Source organism: Lysinibacillus sp. F12, from assembly GCF_057773605.1.
This window is the reverse complement of the sequence record NZ_JBYMLP010000004.1, coordinates 192,750-209,555: the sequence shown is the minus strand read 5'-3', so window position 1 is coordinate 209,555 and position 16,806 is coordinate 192,750. Positions and strand designations below refer to the sequence as shown.

Annotated in this window: 12 protein-coding genes; 8 read left to right on the top strand and 4 right to left on the bottom strand. The window is 42.9% G+C overall.

What is annotated here, in order from left to right; genetic code table 11:
- Positions 1 to 78: 78 nt before the first annotated feature.
- Complete coding sequence (locus AC3CH7_RS18810) at positions 79 to 492, bottom strand: HIT family protein (RefSeq protein ID WP_012292187.1); 414 nt, start codon at positions 490 to 492, stop codon at positions 79 to 81.
- A gap of 104 nt (positions 493 to 596) precedes the next feature.
- Between AC3CH7_RS18810 and AC3CH7_RS18805 the strand changes: the two genes are divergently transcribed.
- Both AC3CH7_RS18805 and AC3CH7_RS18800 read left to right on the top strand, forming a co-directional pair.
- A complete protein-coding gene (locus tag AC3CH7_RS18805; RefSeq protein ID WP_036165492.1) occupies positions 597 to 1,346 on the top strand; it encodes an ABC transporter ATP-binding protein in 750 nt (249 codons plus the stop codon).
- Complete coding sequence (locus tag AC3CH7_RS18800) at positions 1,330 to 2,511, top strand: ABC transporter permease (protein WP_289449736.1); 1,182 nt, start codon at positions 1,330 to 1,332, stop codon at positions 2,509 to 2,511. The genes AC3CH7_RS18805 and AC3CH7_RS18800 overlap by 17 nt, the downstream gene beginning before the upstream one ends.
- Positions 2,512 to 2,569: 58 nt before the next feature.
- On the opposite strand, the gene AC3CH7_RS18795 is transcribed toward AC3CH7_RS18800, so the two are convergent.
- Positions 2,570 to 3,085 carry an antibiotic biosynthesis monooxygenase family protein gene (locus AC3CH7_RS18795; RefSeq protein WP_012292190.1) on the bottom strand — a complete coding sequence of 172 codons (516 nt, stop codon included), beginning with the start codon at positions 3,083 to 3,085 and terminating at the stop codon, positions 2,570 to 2,572.
- A gap of 418 nt (positions 3,086 to 3,503) precedes the next feature.
- Between AC3CH7_RS18795 and hemE the strand changes: the two genes are divergently transcribed.
- The 3 genes from hemE (at position 3,504) to hemY (ending at position 7,057) form a co-directional block, all read left to right on the top strand.
- Positions 3,504 to 4,553: a uroporphyrinogen decarboxylase gene (gene hemE, locus AC3CH7_RS18790; RefSeq protein WP_289449735.1), complete on the top strand. Its 1,050-nt coding sequence runs from the start codon at positions 3,504 to 3,506 to the stop codon at positions 4,551 to 4,553.
- Positions 4,554 to 4,700: 147 nt separating this feature from the next.
- Complete coding sequence (gene hemH / locus AC3CH7_RS18785) at positions 4,701 to 5,621, top strand: ferrochelatase (protein ID WP_488381822.1); 921 nt, start codon at positions 4,701 to 4,703, stop codon at positions 5,619 to 5,621.
- A gap of 14 nt (positions 5,622 to 5,635) precedes the next feature.
- Positions 5,636 to 7,057 (top strand): protoporphyrinogen oxidase, encoded by a 1,422-nt coding sequence (hemY, locus tag AC3CH7_RS18780; protein WP_012292194.1) that lies wholly within the window; start codon positions 5,636 to 5,638, stop codon positions 7,055 to 7,057.
- A gap of 139 nt (positions 7,058 to 7,196) precedes the next feature.
- Here the strand turns inward: hemY and AC3CH7_RS18775 are convergent, their stop codons facing one another.
- Together AC3CH7_RS18775 and AC3CH7_RS18770 are read right to left on the bottom strand one after the other, a co-directional pair.
- Positions 7,197 to 12,332, bottom strand: coding sequence for a beta strand repeat-containing protein (locus AC3CH7_RS18775; RefSeq protein WP_488381821.1), 5,136 nt, complete (start codon positions 12,330 to 12,332; stop codon positions 7,197 to 7,199).
- 171 nt (positions 12,333 to 12,503) lie between these two features.
- Positions 12,504 to 13,589, bottom strand: a complete 1,086-nt coding sequence (locus AC3CH7_RS18770; RefSeq protein ID WP_036160507.1) for a glycosyltransferase — start codon at positions 13,587 to 13,589, stop codon at positions 12,504 to 12,506.
- Positions 13,590 to 13,767: 178 nt separating this feature from the next.
- On the opposite strand from AC3CH7_RS18770, the gene AC3CH7_RS18765 reads away from it, so the two are divergent.
- From AC3CH7_RS18765 to AC3CH7_RS18755, 3 genes are read left to right on the top strand one after another with little or no spacing between them, the layout of a single operon-like run.
- The gene (locus AC3CH7_RS18765) at positions 13,768 to 14,736 is read left to right on the top strand and encodes a YncE family protein (RefSeq protein WP_230586073.1); all 969 of its coding nucleotides are present in this window, start codon (positions 13,768 to 13,770) and stop codon (positions 14,734 to 14,736) included.
- Positions 14,736 to 15,419: a response regulator transcription factor gene (locus tag AC3CH7_RS18760; RefSeq protein WP_031417817.1), complete on the top strand. Its 684-nt coding sequence runs from the start codon at positions 14,736 to 14,738 to the stop codon at positions 15,417 to 15,419. Before AC3CH7_RS18765 ends, AC3CH7_RS18760 begins: the two co-directional genes overlap by 1 nt.
- Positions 15,416 to 16,804, top strand: a complete 1,389-nt coding sequence (locus tag AC3CH7_RS18755) for a sensor histidine kinase (protein ID WP_012292200.1) — start codon at positions 15,416 to 15,418, stop codon at positions 16,802 to 16,804. The genes AC3CH7_RS18760 and AC3CH7_RS18755 overlap by 4 nt, the downstream gene beginning before the upstream one ends.
- The last annotated feature ends 2 nt before the right edge of the window (positions 16,805 to 16,806 follow it).

Below are 16,806 nucleotides of genomic sequence, written 5' to 3'. Positions count from 1 at the left end.
ATTTGTGATTGTACGCTAAAATTTTTATATTTGCAATACAGTAATTGGGTTATTAAAATGTTAATATATGACAAAAAATTATAAATGAGCTTTAATATTTTCGGCCACATCAGCCAATTGTTCAGGTGAATATTTTTGCGTTTGCCAAACTAAACCTAAGCCTTCTTTTTCGTCATAACGCGGAATAAAATGTAGATGATAGTGGAACACAGTTTGTCCAGCTGCCGCCCCATTATTATTAATTGTATTCAAACCTATTGGCTCAAACGCTGCCTTTATGGCATTCGCAATCTTCGGTGCAACAGCGTATAAATTACGTGCAACATCCTCTGGCATTTCGTATAGATCTTGGCAGTGATGCTTTGGAATTAGTAAGGTATGACCCTTTGCAACTGGCGAAATGTCTGTAAATGCATAGACATGTTCGTCTTCATAAACTTTTGTACTTGGAATGGATCCATCGATAATTTTGCAAAATAGGCAATCGCTCATGAGAATTTCCCCCTTAACGTATATGTAAATTCATTCTATCATACTCAAACCTGTATCATTTGCTAATTTTTGATAAAATATAAAACAAGAAGAGGAGTGAGGATATGTCAGTATTAGAGGTACAGCATGTGACAGGTGGATATACAAGAAAACCTGTTATTAAAGATTTATCTTTTACTATTGAAAAAGGAGAGCTTGTTGGCTTAATTGGCTTGAATGGAGCTGGGAAAAGCACAACGATTAAACATATAATTGGAACAATGTTGCCAAAGGAAGGGGATATTTACCTTAATGGGGTAACGCTAAAGGAAGATACGGACAAGTATCGTACAGCCTTTTCTTATATCCCTGAAACCCCCGTGCTCTATGATGAGCTAACATTAAGGGAACATTTAGAATTAACAGCGATGGCTTATGGTATTGATAAAGCAACTCTAGATGCTCGTTCTGAGGTACTTTTAAAGGAATTTCGAATGGAGAAAAGATTAAACTGGTTTCCTTCGCATTTTTCAAAGGGAATGCGTCAAAAGGTTATGATTATGTGTGCCTTTCTAATTAATCCTAGTCTTTATATTATTGATGAACCTTTTGTGGGGTTAGATCCTCTGGGGATTCAATCATTATTAGATCAAATGGATGAGAAGAAAAAAGAAGGTGCTTCCATATTAATGTCTACGCATATCTTATCGACAGCCGAAAAGCATTGTGATCGAATTATATTATTGCACGAAGGAAGAGTTCGAGCACAAGGAACGATGGCCGATTTGCGTCAAACATTTGCGATGCCTAATGCAACGTTAGACGATCTTTATATTGCAATGACAAAGGAGCGGGACCATGAAGAACTTGCGTGATGTATGGTCCTCTCGCTTCATGCATTATATAGGAGAAGTACAAAAATATATGCAATTTATTTTTACAGGGCATATTGCCATTGTGCTTGTATTTCTAATTGGAGCAGGAGGCTACCAATATAGTGAATGGTTGAAAGTTGTACAGACAGATTTCCCAGCTGAAATACTTATTGCTGTTTTTATAGGCATTTTATTGGCTTTTAGTCGTCCTACTACATTATTGAGAGAGCCAGACCAGGTATACCTATTGCCCCTAGAATCTAAAATGTCACATTATTTCAGCAAGGCTTTAGCTTGGACATTTTGGTCTCAGGTGTGGATTGTAGCAATCGTCTACATCGTCAGTATCCCGTTATTAAAAGCAGTGACTGATTTAACAACAATTGAAATTTGGTCCATTTTCATACTAGTGATTGTACTGAAATATATAAGTGTTCGAGGAGAATTTAGCTATCGATATAGTGAACGTGGTCAAATGGTTTGGGTGGACAGGCTGATTCGAGCAATAATATTTGCTGCAGCTGTTTATATGGGTCTGCAAGCTCAGTTGCTCCTAACCATTGTGGCTACAGTCATTAGCATCATTTATATGATTGTCTTTAGAAAAAAATCTGTCGGCGAACCAGTACCTTATGAACATTTTGTAAAGCTTGAACAAAATCGTATGATGAGTTTTTATCGTTTTGCAAATTACTTTACAGAGATACCCCATCTACATGGAAGCATTCGACGTCGAGGATGGATGGACTGGCTCTATAAATTCGTACCATATGGTAAAAAAAATTCTCAAAAATATTTGGTGTTCCGCACCTTTGTCCGTACAGATGATCATTTTTATTTATGGCTCCGTCTTACGGCAATTGCAGGAGTGATTGCAGCCTTTGTAGACATTCCGATAGTTACATGGATTGTAGCTGGGGCACTAAGCTTTGCAACGACTATTCAATTAAAGCAAGCATTACTATCAAGTGGAGAATTCCGCATGGATATGCTGTTTCCATTGCCAGATAATGCTCGTCAACTAGCTGTGAAGCAAATTGTACGTCTAGCTATGGTTACACAAGCAATCATCGTTGGATTATGTGCAATTACACAGCCTATGTTTTACATTGTAGTTGTTATTGTTTTAGTAATTAGCGAATTGACTGCGAAAGTATCTAAATAATGAAAAGCTCATTTTCCCAGTACTGCACTGAGAAGATGAGCTTTTATTTGTTGTAGATCTATTCTGATTGCTCTTTGGGCATAGCACTATAAGTTGTTACGTAGGAAGCTGCTGAGAAAATGTTCTGCTGATTTACTCCTGTTGAATCATCTCTTTTAGCATGAGCTTTTTCAAAGGCTTTAGAGCTTTTCCAAGCTTCAAATGAGTGTGGTCCATGCCATTGAGTCATGACAATATAAGTGTCACTTTTGATGGGACGAAGTAATCGGTAGGACTCAAATCCTGGCTCATCTTCAATGGCATGTGAGCGTTGTAAAAAGCGATGCTCGAAAACAGGGCGACCTTCATCTGTTACGGGAATATTATTAAGAACAAAGAATCCATGTTCTTCTAGCTCGTTTACCGAATCTAACACTTCAAATTTGCGGGGTGTGGCAAAAACAGATTTTCCTTCTGTTTCATGAATTAATACGGAGTTTCCCTCTCCGTGAATTAAGATCATATGCTCATTTGGATACTTATTTTTCAGTTGCTCTAAAAAATCACCAGTACCAGAAGTTAAATAAATATTCATCAATTTATCCTCCTTATGAATCTTGCTAATTATAGCGTGATTATACCCTTTTTAGCATAAGTCTAAGCTTTGACTAAAAAGAATCTGTCTAGAATGAACAATTTTATGACATTTCACTAGGATAACTATACAATAACAGAGGAAGCGTTTACTATTGGAAACGGATATCAATAATAATGGAATAAATAATACATTTTTTTCTTGATTCAGCAAATGTTTTTTGTACTAAAACAATGGATAAGATACAGAAGACTCTTTCCGCTATAGAAAGTGGTAAGCCCACTGATTCAAGATAAAGTCTCTGATGGGTATTGCAGATTTTGAAGAGAAGCTATTTGAGTAAACAGAAAGAAATCTGGAAACAATTACCCGAGAGCGTATGGATAGTAATGAATTTATCGAGGGGAAGGAATTATTCATGACAACTTTTAACGACACACTTCTGCGTGCTGCTCGTGGAGAAAAAACGACACACACGCCAGTATGGTATATGCGACAGGCAGGGCGTTCTCAGGCAGAATATCGTGCCATCAAAGAAAAATATTCTTTAGAGGAAATTACACATCAACCTGAACTATGTGCGTATGTCACTCGTCTACCTGTTGAAAATTACAACGTTGATGCAGCTATATTATACAAGGATATTGTCACACCTCTACCTGGAATTGGCATAGATGTAAAAATTAAAGCAGGTGTTGGTCCTGTTATTTCTAATCCAATTCGTTCAGTTGCAGATGTAGACAATTTAGGTGAATTCAATGCCAAAGAGCATACTCCCTTTGTACTAGAGACTATAAAAATCTTGACAGAAGAGCAATTAAATGTCCCGTTGATTGGTTTTGCTGGAGCACCATTTACACTAGCCAGCTACATGATTGAAGGGGGTCCTTCTAGAAACTATAACAAAACAAAATCATTCATGGTGTCAGAACCGCAAGCTTGGTTTGCGTTAATGGATAAACTTGCTGACATGATTATTGCAGATGTAACTGCCCAAATTAAAGCTGGTGCAAAAGCAATCCAAGTATTTGATTCTTGGGTGGGTGCTTTAAATGTGGAGGATTACCGTGTATTTATAAAACCAATTATGACGCGAATTTTTGCGGAATTACAAAAAGAAAACGTGCCATTAATTCAGTTCGGTGTTGGTGCAAGTCATTTAGCGAAGGAATGGAATGATTTACCGATTGATGTTGTCGGCTTAGATTGGCGTTTACCAATAAAAGAAGCACGCGCGAATGGCATTACAAAACCAGTCCAAGGTAACCTAGACCCATCGCTATTATTGGCGGATTGGTCAGTCATTGAAAAACGAACTAAGGACATTATCGATCAAGGTTTAGAAATGCCAGGTCATATCTTTAACCTAGGCCACGGTGTTTTCCCTGAGGTTGATCCAGCGGTCTTAAAACGTTTAACGACACTTATTCATGAATATAGTGCACAACAAATACAAAATCGTTCTTAAAAAAGCGAATTCAAATGTGAATTATGTCCTTTTCTATGTATGAAATTTTTATCATAGAAAGGGAGCTGTCCAAGATAATAGATTGGACAGCTTCTTTTTATCACATAATGTATAAAACATAAAACAATTTTAGAGGTGAAAAGGGTAATGAAAGAAGTTAAAGGCTTATTGGTAATGGCATACGGAACACCTTATAAAGAAGAGGATATTGAACCTTACTATACACATATTCGTCATGGTCGCAAACCTTCGGAAGAGCATTTAGAAGATTTACGTAGTCGCTACGAAGCGATTGGAGGTTTATCTCCTTTAGCGGCAGCAACACAGGCACAAGCTGAAGCATTGTGTTCCCGCTTAAATGAAGTTCAGGATACTGTAGAATATAAATTGTTTATTGGTTTAAAGCATATTCATCCATTTATTGAGGACGCAATAGAGCAAATGGTGGCAGAGGGCATCAAAGAAGCGGTATCCATTGTTTTAGCTCCTCATTTCTCAACATTCTCTATTAAATCTTATAATGGCCGTGCTGTAGAAGCAGCAGGGGATCGCTTAACGATTACATCAGTAGAATCTTGGTATGATGAACCTAAATTTATTGAGTATTGGAAACAACAAGTCAATGATACGTTTAAGTCAATGTCAGAAGAAGAACGTGAAACAGCTTGCTTAATTGTTTCAGCGCATTCACTTCCTGAAAAGATTAAAGATTTAGGTGATCCTTATGAGGATCAATTAATTGAAACAGCTCGACTTATTCAAGAAGCAACTGATTTGAAAAACGTTGAGGTCGGTTGGCAATCAGCAGGACAGACGCCAGAGCCTTGGATTGGTCCAGATGTTCAAGACTTAACACGCGAGCTCTATGAAGAAAAAGGCTTCCGTTCATTTGTTTATACACCAGTAGGTTTTGTAACAGAGCATTTAGAAGTGTTATATGATAATGATTTTGAATGTAAAGTTGTTTGTGATGAACTAGGCACAAAATACTATCGTCCGTCAATGCCTAATACACACCCTTTATTTATTGATGCGATGGTCGATGCGATTTATAAAAAATTAAGCTAAGCGAAAAGAAAGTGATGATGTTGGTGACTCAGAAAAGACGAAAGGTAGTTGTTGTAGGTGGTGGTATTACAGGCCTTACAGCTGCGTTCTATATGCAAAAACAAGCAAGCACAAAAGAATTGCCATTAGATATCGTACTTGTCGAGTCGTCATTACGTCTTGGCGGAAAAATTCAAACACTAAGAAAAGATGGTTTTATTATTGAGCGTGGACCAGAATCTTTTTTTGACCGAGAAAATTATGTAAATGCTTTAGCGAAGGATCTTGGTATTGAACAAAAAATCATGACAAGTAATGCAGGACCTAACTATGTGGCTGTCGGAAGTCAGTTATACCCAATCCCAAGCCATTTATTATCAGGAGAAACGCCACATATCTCGTCATTCATTACATCAGGTTTGTTTTCACTAAGTGGTAAAGTTCGCGCGGCGGGTGATTTTTTTATCCCGCGTTCCGTACAGGACGATGATCAACCATTGGGGTCATTTTTTAGAAGAAGATTTGGCGCTGAGGTTGTTGAAAACCTAGTTGAACCATTACTGGCAGGGACATTTGCAGGGGATATTGAGCAATTAAGTATGAGTTCAACTTTTCCACAGCTTTATCATCTAGAGCAAAAATATCGTAGCTTATTAGTAGGGATGAAAAAGGCAGGAACAAATTTCTTGAGTAATGATGTTATTGATGAAAATAAAGGGATTTTTCAAACGTTTAGTAATGGACTTGAAACCTTAATCGAAAGTATTGAGGAATCTCTACTTCCTGGGACAGTAATGAAAGGTGTCAAAGTGGAAGAAATTGAACATGGAAAAGATGGGTCTGTACATGTAATGCTTAACAATTTCACACATATTAAAGCAGATGCAGTAATTATTGCTACACCCTTTAATATGGCGGATAAGATGTTCAGTAAGTATAATTTGTTAAATGAACTAGGGACAATGAAAGCTGCAACTATCGCAACCGTTACAATGGCATTTAAAAAGGAGCAGCTTGGTGATTTAGACGCGCTATCTTTTTATGTCTCTCGAAATAGTGATTTTTCAATAACTTCATGTACGTGGATGAATCGAAAATGGCCGGGTACCACGCCTGATGATTATGTGCTATTACGTAGTTACATTGGTCGAGTTGGAGATGAGGCGATTGTCGCATTATCAGATACTGAGATAGAAAAAACAGTGCTACAGGATTTAAATAAAACTATCAGTATAGATGGAGAACCCGTAACGACAGTGGTTACACGTTGGAGAAATGCAATGCCACAATACACCGTTGGACATGAGGCGAAGGTCCAACGCATAAAGCAGGAATTACGAGAACATTTTCCAACTGTAAAATTAGCAGGTAGCTCATTCGAAGGAATATCCATCCCCGAATGTGTGCAACAAGGTAAACATGTTGCTGAGGAAGTGTTGGCGGAAATTTTTTGTTAGTAGAAGCAAAATAGTACAAACATTATGTTTGTACTATTTTTTTATTGCAGTAAGTTCAAAATATAAAGAAATAGCAAACTAACTATTTCATAGTTTGCTATTTCCATAACTATATTTTGAAAATTTGAATAACGTTGTTCTAAGAAATTCGGTGACATGACCAAACGATACCGCCAGAGTTTGCTCCGCCTAGTATAAGAGAGATAGTTAATCCATTGGCTTCATAGAACAAATCAATCGTATCTCCAGCATTTAAATTCACTTCTCCTGCTAAAGTGATTGTGCCATTTCCAAGAACTGCTCGTAACGTTAATACAAGTGCCACATTGACGTTTAGTACAGGGAACAGGCCACTAATTAAATTTGTAGTAGCATTTTGCCTAATTGCAAATGAAGGGTTTATTCCCGCTCCTAAAGTAACAGTAATGGCCGCAGAAGTGGAGTAGTTAATGGTTGCTTCAAAGGAATACCTACCTGTAGTTGGTACAGTGAATATTCCAGTAGTTGGATTGAAAGCAGGTGTTGTAAAGTATGGTGACGCTACACTCCAGTTAGTGATTGAAGTAGATCCACTAACTGTCAATGTGTTTTTAAAGGCAGAGAATCCTTCAGTAAACGCAGGTCCAGTAAAACCAGTAGCCCCAGTAGGTCCCGTAGCTCCAGTAAAACCAGTAGCTCCAGTAAAACCAGTAGCTCCAGTAAAACCAGTAAAACCAGTAGCCCCAGTAGCTCCAGTAGGTCCGATATCACCCGTAGCGCCGGTAGCGCCAGTCACGCCAGCAATCCCAGCAGCCCCAGTTGCCCCAGTAGCTCCAGTAGAGCCGGTTACCCCGGTTATCCCAGTAGCGCCAGTAACGCCAGTAACGCCAGTAACGCCGGTTACCCCAGTAGCGCCGGTAGAGCCAGTAACCCCAGCAATCCCAGTAGCACCAGTAGCTCCTGTTACACCAATAGCCCCAGTAGCTCCAGTAGGTCCGATATCACCAGTAGAGCCGGTAGCGCCAGTCACGCCAGCAATTCCAGCGGCCCCAGTAGCCCCAGTAGCCCCAGTAGCCCCAGTAGCCCCAGTAGCTCCAGTAGGTCCGATATCACCAGTAGCGCCAGTAGAGCCGGTAGCGCCAGTCACGCCAGCAATCCCAGCAGCGCCAGTGGCCCCGGTAGGTCCGATATTACCAGTAACGCCAGTAGCGCCGGTAGTTCCAGTAACCCCAGCAATCCCAGTAGCGCCGGTAGTTCCAGTCACGCCAGTAGCTCCTGTTACACCAGTAACTCCAGTAGCCCCAGTAGGTCCGATATCACCAGTAGCGCCAGTAGAGCCGGTAGCGCCAGTCACGCCAGCAATCCCAGCGGCCCCAGTGGCCCCGGTAGCCCCGGTAGAGCCCGTAACCCCAATTGAACCAGTAAAACCAGTAGCGCCAGTAGCTCCAGTAACACCAATGGCCCCAGTAGGTCCGATATCACCCGTTGCGCCAGTAGCCCCAGTAGTTCCAGTAACACCAGCAATCCCAGTGGCCCCGGTAGAGCCCGTAATCCCAGTTGAACCAGTAGAACCAGTAGCGCCCGTAGCTCCTGTTACACCAGTGGCCCCGGTAGGTCCGATATCACCAGTAGCGCCAGTAGCCCCAGTAGCCCCAGTAGCCCCAGTAAAACCAGTAGCGCCCGTAGCTCCAGTAACACCAATTGCCCCAGTAGCTCCAGTAGGTCCGATATCACCAGTAGCGCCAGTAGAGCCGGTTACCCCTGTTATCCCAGTAGCGCCAGTAACGCCAGTAACGCCGGTAGCACCAGTAGCGCCAGTAGAGCCGGTAGGTCCGATATCACCCGTAGCTCCAGTAGCCCCAGTAACGCCAGTAGAACCGGTAGCGCCAGTAGAACCGGTAGCGCCAGTAGAGCCGGTAGGGCCAGCAATCCCAGTAGCTCCTGTTACACCAATAGCCCCAGTAGCGCCAGTAGCTCCTGTTACACCAGTAGCCCCAGTAGGTCCGATATCACCAGTAGAGCCGGTAGCGCCAGTCACGCCAGCAATTCCAGCGGCCCCAGTAGCCCCAGTAGCCCCCGTAGCTCCAGTAACACCAATTGCCCCAGTAGCTCCAGTAGGTCCGATATCACCAGTAGCGCCAGTAGAGCCGGTAGCGCCAGTCACGCCAGCAATCCCAGCAGCGCCAGTGGCCCCGGTAGGTCCGATATTACCAGTGGCACCAGTAACGCCAGTAGCGCCGGTAGTTCCAGTCACGCCAGTAGCTCCTGTTACACCAGTAACTCCAGTAGCCCCAGTAGGTCCGATATCACCCGTAGCGCCAGTAGCGCCGGTAGCTCCAGTCACGCCAGCAATCCCAGCAGCCCCAGTTGCCCCAGTAGCTCCAGTAGGTCCGATATCACCCGTAGCGCCAGTAGAGCCGGTTACCCCGGTTATCCCAGTAGCGCCAGTAACGCCAGTAACGCCGGTTACCCCAGTAGCGCCGGTAGAGCCAGTAACCCCAGCAATCCCAGTAGCACCAGTAGCTCCTGTTACACCAATAGCCCCAGTAGCTCCAGTAGGTCCGATATCACCAGTAGAGCCGGTAGCCCCAGTAGCCCCAGTAAAACCAGTAGAGCCGGTAGCCCCAGTAAAACCAGTAGCGCCCGTAGCTCCAGTAACACCAATTGCCCCAGTAGCTCCAGTAGGTCCGATATCACCAGTAGCGCCAGTAGAGCCGGTAGCGCCAGTCACGCCAGCAATCCCAGCAGCGCCAGTGGCCCCGGTAGGTCCGATATTACCAGTGGCACCAGTCACGCCAGTAGCGCCGGTAGTTCCAGTAACCCCAGCAATCCCAGTAGAGCCGGTAGTTCCAGTCACGCCAGTAGCTCCTGTTACACCAGTAACTCCAGTAGCCCCAGTAGGTCCGATATCACCAGTAGCCCCAGTAGGTCCGATATCACCAGTAGCGCCAGTAGAGCCGGTAGCGCCAGTCACGCCAGCAATCCCAGCAGCGCCAGTGGCCCCGGTAGGTCCGATATTACCAGTGGCACCAGTCACGCCAGTAGCGCCGGTAGTTCCAGTCACGCCAGTAGCTCCTGTTACACCAGTAACTCCAGTAGCCCCAGTAGGTCCGATATCACCAGTAGCGCCAGCAATCCCAGTAGCCCCGGTAGAGCCGGTTACCCCAGTAGCGCCAGTAGAGCCGGTAGCTCCAGTCACGCCAGCAATCCCAGTAGCCCCGGTAGAGCCGGTTACCCCGGTAGCGCCAGTCACGCCGGTAGCCCCAGTAACCCCAGCAATCCCAGTAGAGCCGGTAGTTCCAGTCACGCCAGTAGCTCCAGTCACGCCAGTAGCCCCAGTAGGTCCGATATCACCAGTAGCGCCAGCAATCCCAGTAGCCCCGGTAGAGCCGGTTACCCCAGTAGCGCCAGTAGAGCCGGTAGCTCCAGTCACGCCAGCAATCCCAGTAGCCCCGGTAGAGCCGGTTACCCCAGTAGCGCCAGTCACGCCGGTAGCCCCAGTAACCCCAGCAATCCCAGTAGAGCCGGTAGTTCCAGTCACGCCAGTAGCTCCTGTTACACCAGTAACACCAGTAACTCCAGTAGCCCCAGTAGGTCCGATATCACCAATAGCGCCAGTAGAGCCGGTAGCTCCAGTCACGCCAGCAATCCCAGCGGCCCCAGTGGTGCCGGTAGCCCCAGTAGTTCCAGTAACCCCAGCAATCCCAGCGGCCCCAGTGGCGCCGGTAGCCCCAGTAGTTCCAGTAACCCCGGCAATCCCAGCGGCCCCAGTGGCGCCGGTAGCCCCAGTAGTTCCAGTCACGCCAGCAATCCCAGTGGCCCCGGTAGAGCCCGTAATCCCAGTTGAACCAGTAAAACCAGTAGCGCCCGTAGCGCCAGTCACGCCAGCAATCCCAGCAGCCCCAGTGGCCCCAGTAGGTCCGATATTACCAGTGGCCCCAGTAACCCCGGTAGAGCCGGTTACCCCAGTAGAACCAGTAAAGCCAGTAGCGCCCGTAGCTCCAGTCACACCAGCAGCCCCAGTAGCCCCAGTAGCCCCAGTAACACCAGTAGCCCCAGTAGCCCCAGTAGCGCCAGTAGCGCCAGTAGCGCCAGTAGCGCCAGTAGCCCCAGTAACACCAGTAGCCCCAGTAAAACCAGTAGCGCCAGTAACGCCGGTTACCCCAGTAGCGCCGGTAGAACCAGTAGAGCCGGTAGCTCCGATATCACCAGTAGCGCCAGTAGCCCCAGTAACGCCAGTAGAACCGGTAGCGCCAGTAGTACCCGTTACACCCGTAGTGCCAGTAGAACCGGTAGTTCCAGTAACCCCAGTAGAACCAGTAGCCCCAGTAACACCAGTAGAGCCAGTAACACCAGTAGAGCCAGTAACGCCGGTTACCCCAGTAGCGCCGGTAGAGCCAGTAACCCCAGCAATCCCAGTAGAGCCGGTTACCCCAGTAGCACCAGTAGCTCCTGTTACACCAATAGCCCCAGTAGCGCCAGTAGCTCCTGTTACACCAGTAGCGCCAGTAGCTCCTGTTACACCAATAGCCCCAGTAGCCCCGGTAGTTCCAGTAGCCCCGGTAGTTCCAGTAGCGCCAGTAGAACCAGTAATACCAGTAACACCAGTAGCCCCGGTAGAGCCCGTAACCCCAGCAATCCCAGTAGCCCCAGTAGAGCCAGTAGCCCCAGTAGAGCCAGTAACGCCAGTAGCCCCAGTAACGCCAGTAACGCCAGTAACGCCAGTAACGCCAGTAACGCCAGTAACGCCAGTAACGCCAGTAACGCCAGTAACGCCAGTAACGCCAGTAACGCCAGTAACGCCAGTAACGCCAGTAACGCCAGTAACGCCAGTAACGCCAGTAACGCCAGTAGCCCCAGTAGCCCCAGTAGCCCCAGTAACACCAGTAACACCAGTAGCCCCAGTAACACCAGTAGCCCCAGTAACACCAGTAGCGCCAGTAGAGCCAGTAGAGCCAGTAACGCCAGTAGAGCCAGTAACCCCAGCAATCCCAGTGGCCCCGGTAGAGCCGGTTACCCCAGTAGAGCCAGTAACCCCAGCAATCCCAGTGGCCCCGGTAGAGCCGGTTACCCCAGTAACACCAGTAACACCAGTAGCCCCAGTAGCCCCAGTAGCCCCAGTAGCCCCAGTAGCCCCAGTAGCCCCAGTACTTCCCGTTGCCCCAGTAATGCCCCCAGTAGGTCCGGTAGGTTTTACAGGCCAAACTGGACAACTTGGAATAGGTCCAGTTCTACAACAGCAAGGAAAAGAATTACATTTACTACATACTTGTTTTAAATAATTTCCAAAATGCAAAGTCTCACCTCCCCTCTCAAATATCGTATTCTGAGAATTGATAGAAGAGGTAGACACATAACTATTAAATAATAGTAAATAGAAGTTTGTTACATTGTTTAAGGATTTTTAATGTTCTACTAAATACTAATACGTAATTTTTTGTCCTGTTTAAACTAGCAATTAGAACTTCTAGGAATCCGTCTGATTAGACTTTAAGATTTGCTGAAAATACTTTTTATTGTGTAAAACTTTTGCGTCGTTAGGGATAAAGGAGCCAGCTAATTCATTGTGTGCGTTTGCGAGTTCGTATTCTTGAAGTCGGTCAAATAGAACACAAAGCTGTAAGTGAGGAAGCCAAGTTGAGAAGCTTTTATTTTGAAAAGGAGCGTTAGGATTTTGTTTAATGATAAGTGCTTGTTCGTACCAGAAAATAGCTTGATAATTCTTATATTGCTCCATGAAATGATAACCTAGGCGACAGCATGCTTCAGGGCGGGGGACATCGTATTCAAAGCTTCTTAATATAGAACTAAAATTGTTTTCCGGGTCATTTAAATTTGAATAGCAATCCGCTAATTTAAAGCAAGCACGAATATTATCCTCCACCCAGCCTAGTTTTGAGGTTAAAAATAATTCGTAATAGTAAATGGCTTCTTCAAATTGACCGTGATCTAGTAATTCATTGGCAAAATAAAAGGTATCTCTTGGTGATAATGTTTTACCAGATTCCACTAATGTTTTATAAATCGTTATATTACGTGAATGGTCATGCGTTAGTGGCAAGTGACTTACGGCTATATCGCTATCCAACAGTGTTCCACCCACTTCTAAATATTCGTGGACAGCACCAATCCATTGGAAATTTTTATCTTTCTTTACGAGTCTGTTTCTTCTTATTAAAGCATCTACATTTCCCTCACTATCAAAACTAAGATTGTAATTCATTGAAACGGCATCAATAGTAGCGGAAAGAGAATTCTTTAGCGCCTTAAATTTTTCTTGATCTTCTTCTAAAAATACATCGTCTGCATCTAACCAAAGAATGTAATCCATCGTTGCTTGCTGAAAGGAATAGTTTCTGGCAGCGGCAAAATGATGGATCCATTCGAAATCAAAAATTCTATCAGTAAATTGAGCAACAATTTGTTTTGTACGATCTGTTGATCCTGTATCCACAATATTGATTTCATCTACTAACCCTTTAACAGATTCAAGACATCTTCCAATGACTTCCTCTTCATTTTTCACAATCATACATAAGCTGATGGAAACCACATTTTATTCCTCCTTACGATTATCCTAGTAGTATATGTATAGAAGGAAATATTGGCTGGATGAATACAACTGAAATACTTCGTTTAAATTGTGAAATGTCTTTTTATGGTTTGTCATAAATTTACCTTTCAAGTTTCACCCGGATTTCACAATTGTGAAGTATAGTAAAGGGGCAGAGGTGATAACGTTGAAAAAATGGGCATTCTTCATTTTTTCTTTACTACAAATAATTTGGTTAGCTGGTTGTACTGAAAAATCGTATGAATCGATTGAGCGTGATCGGAATTTTATAGCTTCATTAAATATTCAAGAGCCATCCTTGGACTTTATTGATGAAAATGGTCATGTATTAGCAAAATGGTTATTTGATAAAGCTTACTCAGGAGCAACATTACTGGGGGATGATCAAGTCCTCTTATACGGACACCAATTAAATACCATTGATGTCTATACATTATCAACTGGAGAAAAGCTCTATTCCCAAAAGGTAGAGGTAGGTACAACAAATGTGTATTATGATAACAATATCAAGCAATTTTTTATAACGAATAGTAAAACTAATACAGTGACAAGCTTTGATCATGAAGGAAACATGTTGGCCTCACAACGAATAGGTAATTATCCTATGTCAATGGCATCGTATAAGGATAAGCTGTATGTAATAAATTTTAAAGATACAAAATTATCTGTTCTCAATATGAAAGATTTACAGATTGAACAGGAGTGGCCGATCCAAAAATCCTCACATGGGATAGCCATTATAGACGAGATAGACGAACTCTGGATAGGTGGTCATGGAGAAGGGAGTAAGCCAAATAGTTCGGTTAAAAAATACGATTTGAACAGTGGTCAATTACATGGTGAAATAAACATGCCATTAATGCCAGTAGGGTTAAAAAAGACAAAGGATGCTGTACTTGTTGTCAGTCATGGTCATAATGAGTTATATGTCGCTGACTTTGATGGTCATATAAAATGGCAGCAGGAAGTAGGAGCAAACCCTTTTGTGGTCAATCAATTTAAAGACTATATTGTGGTCGCTGGCTACGACGATCACAAATTGCACTTTATAAAAGATGGCCAGACAGAAAAAACAGTTGATGTGGGGAAAGGTGCTTTTCAGCTGTTAGTAAGGGAGGAAAAATGATGACAACTGTATTAATAGTTGATGATGAGCAAGATATGCGGAACCTAATCGAAATGATGCTTAATAACTCTGATATTGAAACATATACTGCTGCGAGTGGGACTGAGGCATACGATATAATTGTACGTGAGAAAATTGATTTAGTGCTGCTTGATGTAATGATGCCACACGAGGATGGCTTTGTTGTTTGTCAAAGTATACGCGCAATGTCAAATGTCCCGATAATATTCCTTACAGCTCGTGATGCTAATGAGGACAAAGTGAAGGGTCTTACACTTGGTGGAGATGATTATATTGTTAAACCATTTACACATGATGAACTAGCTGCTAGAATCTACGCAGTATTAAGAAGAAGTGGTGCAAATATTGCTGAGCTACAGCAAAAGTATGTTGTATTTGGTCCCATTAAAATAGATGAAATTGCACGTAAAGTATCAGTACATGGAAAAAGTATCCCCCTTACTTTAAAAGAATTTGAACTACTCCATTTATTTATGAAAAATCCAGGAAATGCTTATACACGAGAGCAATTATTAGAACGCATTTGGGATATTGATTATGTAGGTGGGACTCGAACTGTCGACACTCATATAAAAACCTTACGCATAAAGCTTGGAAAGGAAGCGGCTGCACATATTCAAACGGTCTGGGGAGTCGGCTACCGCTTTGATCCTGGCGAATGAAAAAGATAGCCACTCGTATTTGGTTGTTAATTTTCGCATTTCTAATTATTACTGTTGTTTTTATGTATGTCCTCACAAATTTTTTGTACCAACGTTTATATGTACAGGATACGGAAGATACAATGGTTGAGGTTGGCCTAAAGCTACAGACTATGTATAACAATGGAAAGGTAACGGATGAATTTATTGCTGATATTGAACGTTTTAACGATTATTCAAATTTAAATATATTTGCAGTAAGGAATCCACGTGAACTAAGTGCCTGTGTTCCATTTGATATAGATTATGAAACATTAATTGGTCCTGAAGAAAGACAAAAATTACTTTCTGGTAGTTATGTGCAAAAAATCGGCTATGAGCCTCGTTTTGATCGACAGCTAATTTCTGTAGTCTTGCCTCTTGTCGATCAAAATAGATTAGAAGGAATTATCTACATTTATTTCCCTCTAGCCAAAATTAGTGAATTAGCTAATAGCGGGGTGATTCTGTTATTTATTAGTGCCTTTATATTTTTAATGGTTGTAAGCTATTTAATTTATAAAGGGATTCGACATATTATGCGACCATTAAACGATTTGCAACGTGCTGTGGAACAGATGTCCTTCGGGAATTATGAGACACGGGTACCTGTAAATTCACGAGATGAAATTGGTAAATTATCAAGCACTTTTAATAAAATGGCAGAAGCAATCCAGCAGGAGGATGAAGCACAAAAAACATTTTTAGCCACTGTTTCTCATGAGCTACGAACTCCAATTAGCTATGTAAAAGGCTATAGTGAAGCAATGCAAAACGGCATCATAACAGAAAATCAAAAAGAGGAAACGATTCAGCTAATTGTTCGTGAGGCAAATCGTATGGAAAGATTGACGAACGAATTACTTCAACTTGCCAGAACTGAAAATGAACAAACAGAGATTGTAGTATATCCAATTCCTCTGGGAGAGACTTTACGAGAGGTTCAAAAAATCTTAACACATCAAGCTGATAAAAAGAACATAACCTTACATTTAGATGTGGACGATGCCCTCATTATTCAGGCAGATGAGGTAAAGCTTAAACAAATTTTTATAAATATTATTGAAAATGCTATTAATTACTCGTATGAAAATTCGAAGGTTGAAATGGTTGCTATTGAAAAGAATGGCAGTGCCCAAATTACCATCAAAGATTATGGAATCGGAATCCCACAAGAGGATATATCACACGTAACAGAGCGATTCTACCGTGTTAATAAGGCACGGAGCCGAGCAGATGGCGGAAGTGGATTAGGTTTATCCATTGTAGAGCAACTATTAAAACAGCTACAGGGAAGATTAGAAATAAAAAGTATTATTGAAAAAGGCACAATCGTTAAGATTACATTGCCATTAATGGAGGATTAAAA

Bases quoted from the DNA above. Each gene is read 5' to 3' on its own strand.
- AC3CH7_RS18795 (WP_012292190.1), bottom strand. From the start codon at position 3,085: ATGAATATTTATTTAACTTCTGGTACTGGTGATTTTTTAGAGCAACTG.
- AC3CH7_RS18810 (WP_012292187.1), bottom strand. From the start codon at position 492: ATGAGCGATTGCCTATTTTGCAAAATTATCGATGGATCCATTCCAAGT.
- AC3CH7_RS18800 (WP_289449736.1), top strand. From the start codon at position 1,330: ATGAAGAACTTGCGTGATGTATGGTCCTCTCGCTTCATGCATTATATA.
- AC3CH7_RS18805 (WP_036165492.1), top strand. From the start codon at position 597: ATGTCAGTATTAGAGGTACAGCATGTGACAGGTGGATATACAAGAAAA.
- AC3CH7_RS18760 (WP_031417817.1), top strand. From the start codon at position 14,736: ATGACAACTGTATTAATAGTTGATGATGAGCAAGATATGCGGAACCTA.
- AC3CH7_RS18755 (WP_012292200.1), top strand. From the start codon at position 15,416: ATGAAAAAGATAGCCACTCGTATTTGGTTGTTAATTTTCGCATTTCTA.
- hemY (WP_012292194.1), top strand. From the start codon at position 5,636: ATGATGTTGGTGACTCAGAAAAGACGAAAGGTAGTTGTTGTAGGTGGT.
- hemH (WP_488381822.1), top strand. From the start codon at position 4,701: ATGAAAGAAGTTAAAGGCTTATTGGTAATGGCATACGGAACACCTTAT.
- hemE (WP_289449735.1), top strand. From the start codon at position 3,504: ATGACAACTTTTAACGACACACTTCTGCGTGCTGCTCGTGGAGAAAAA.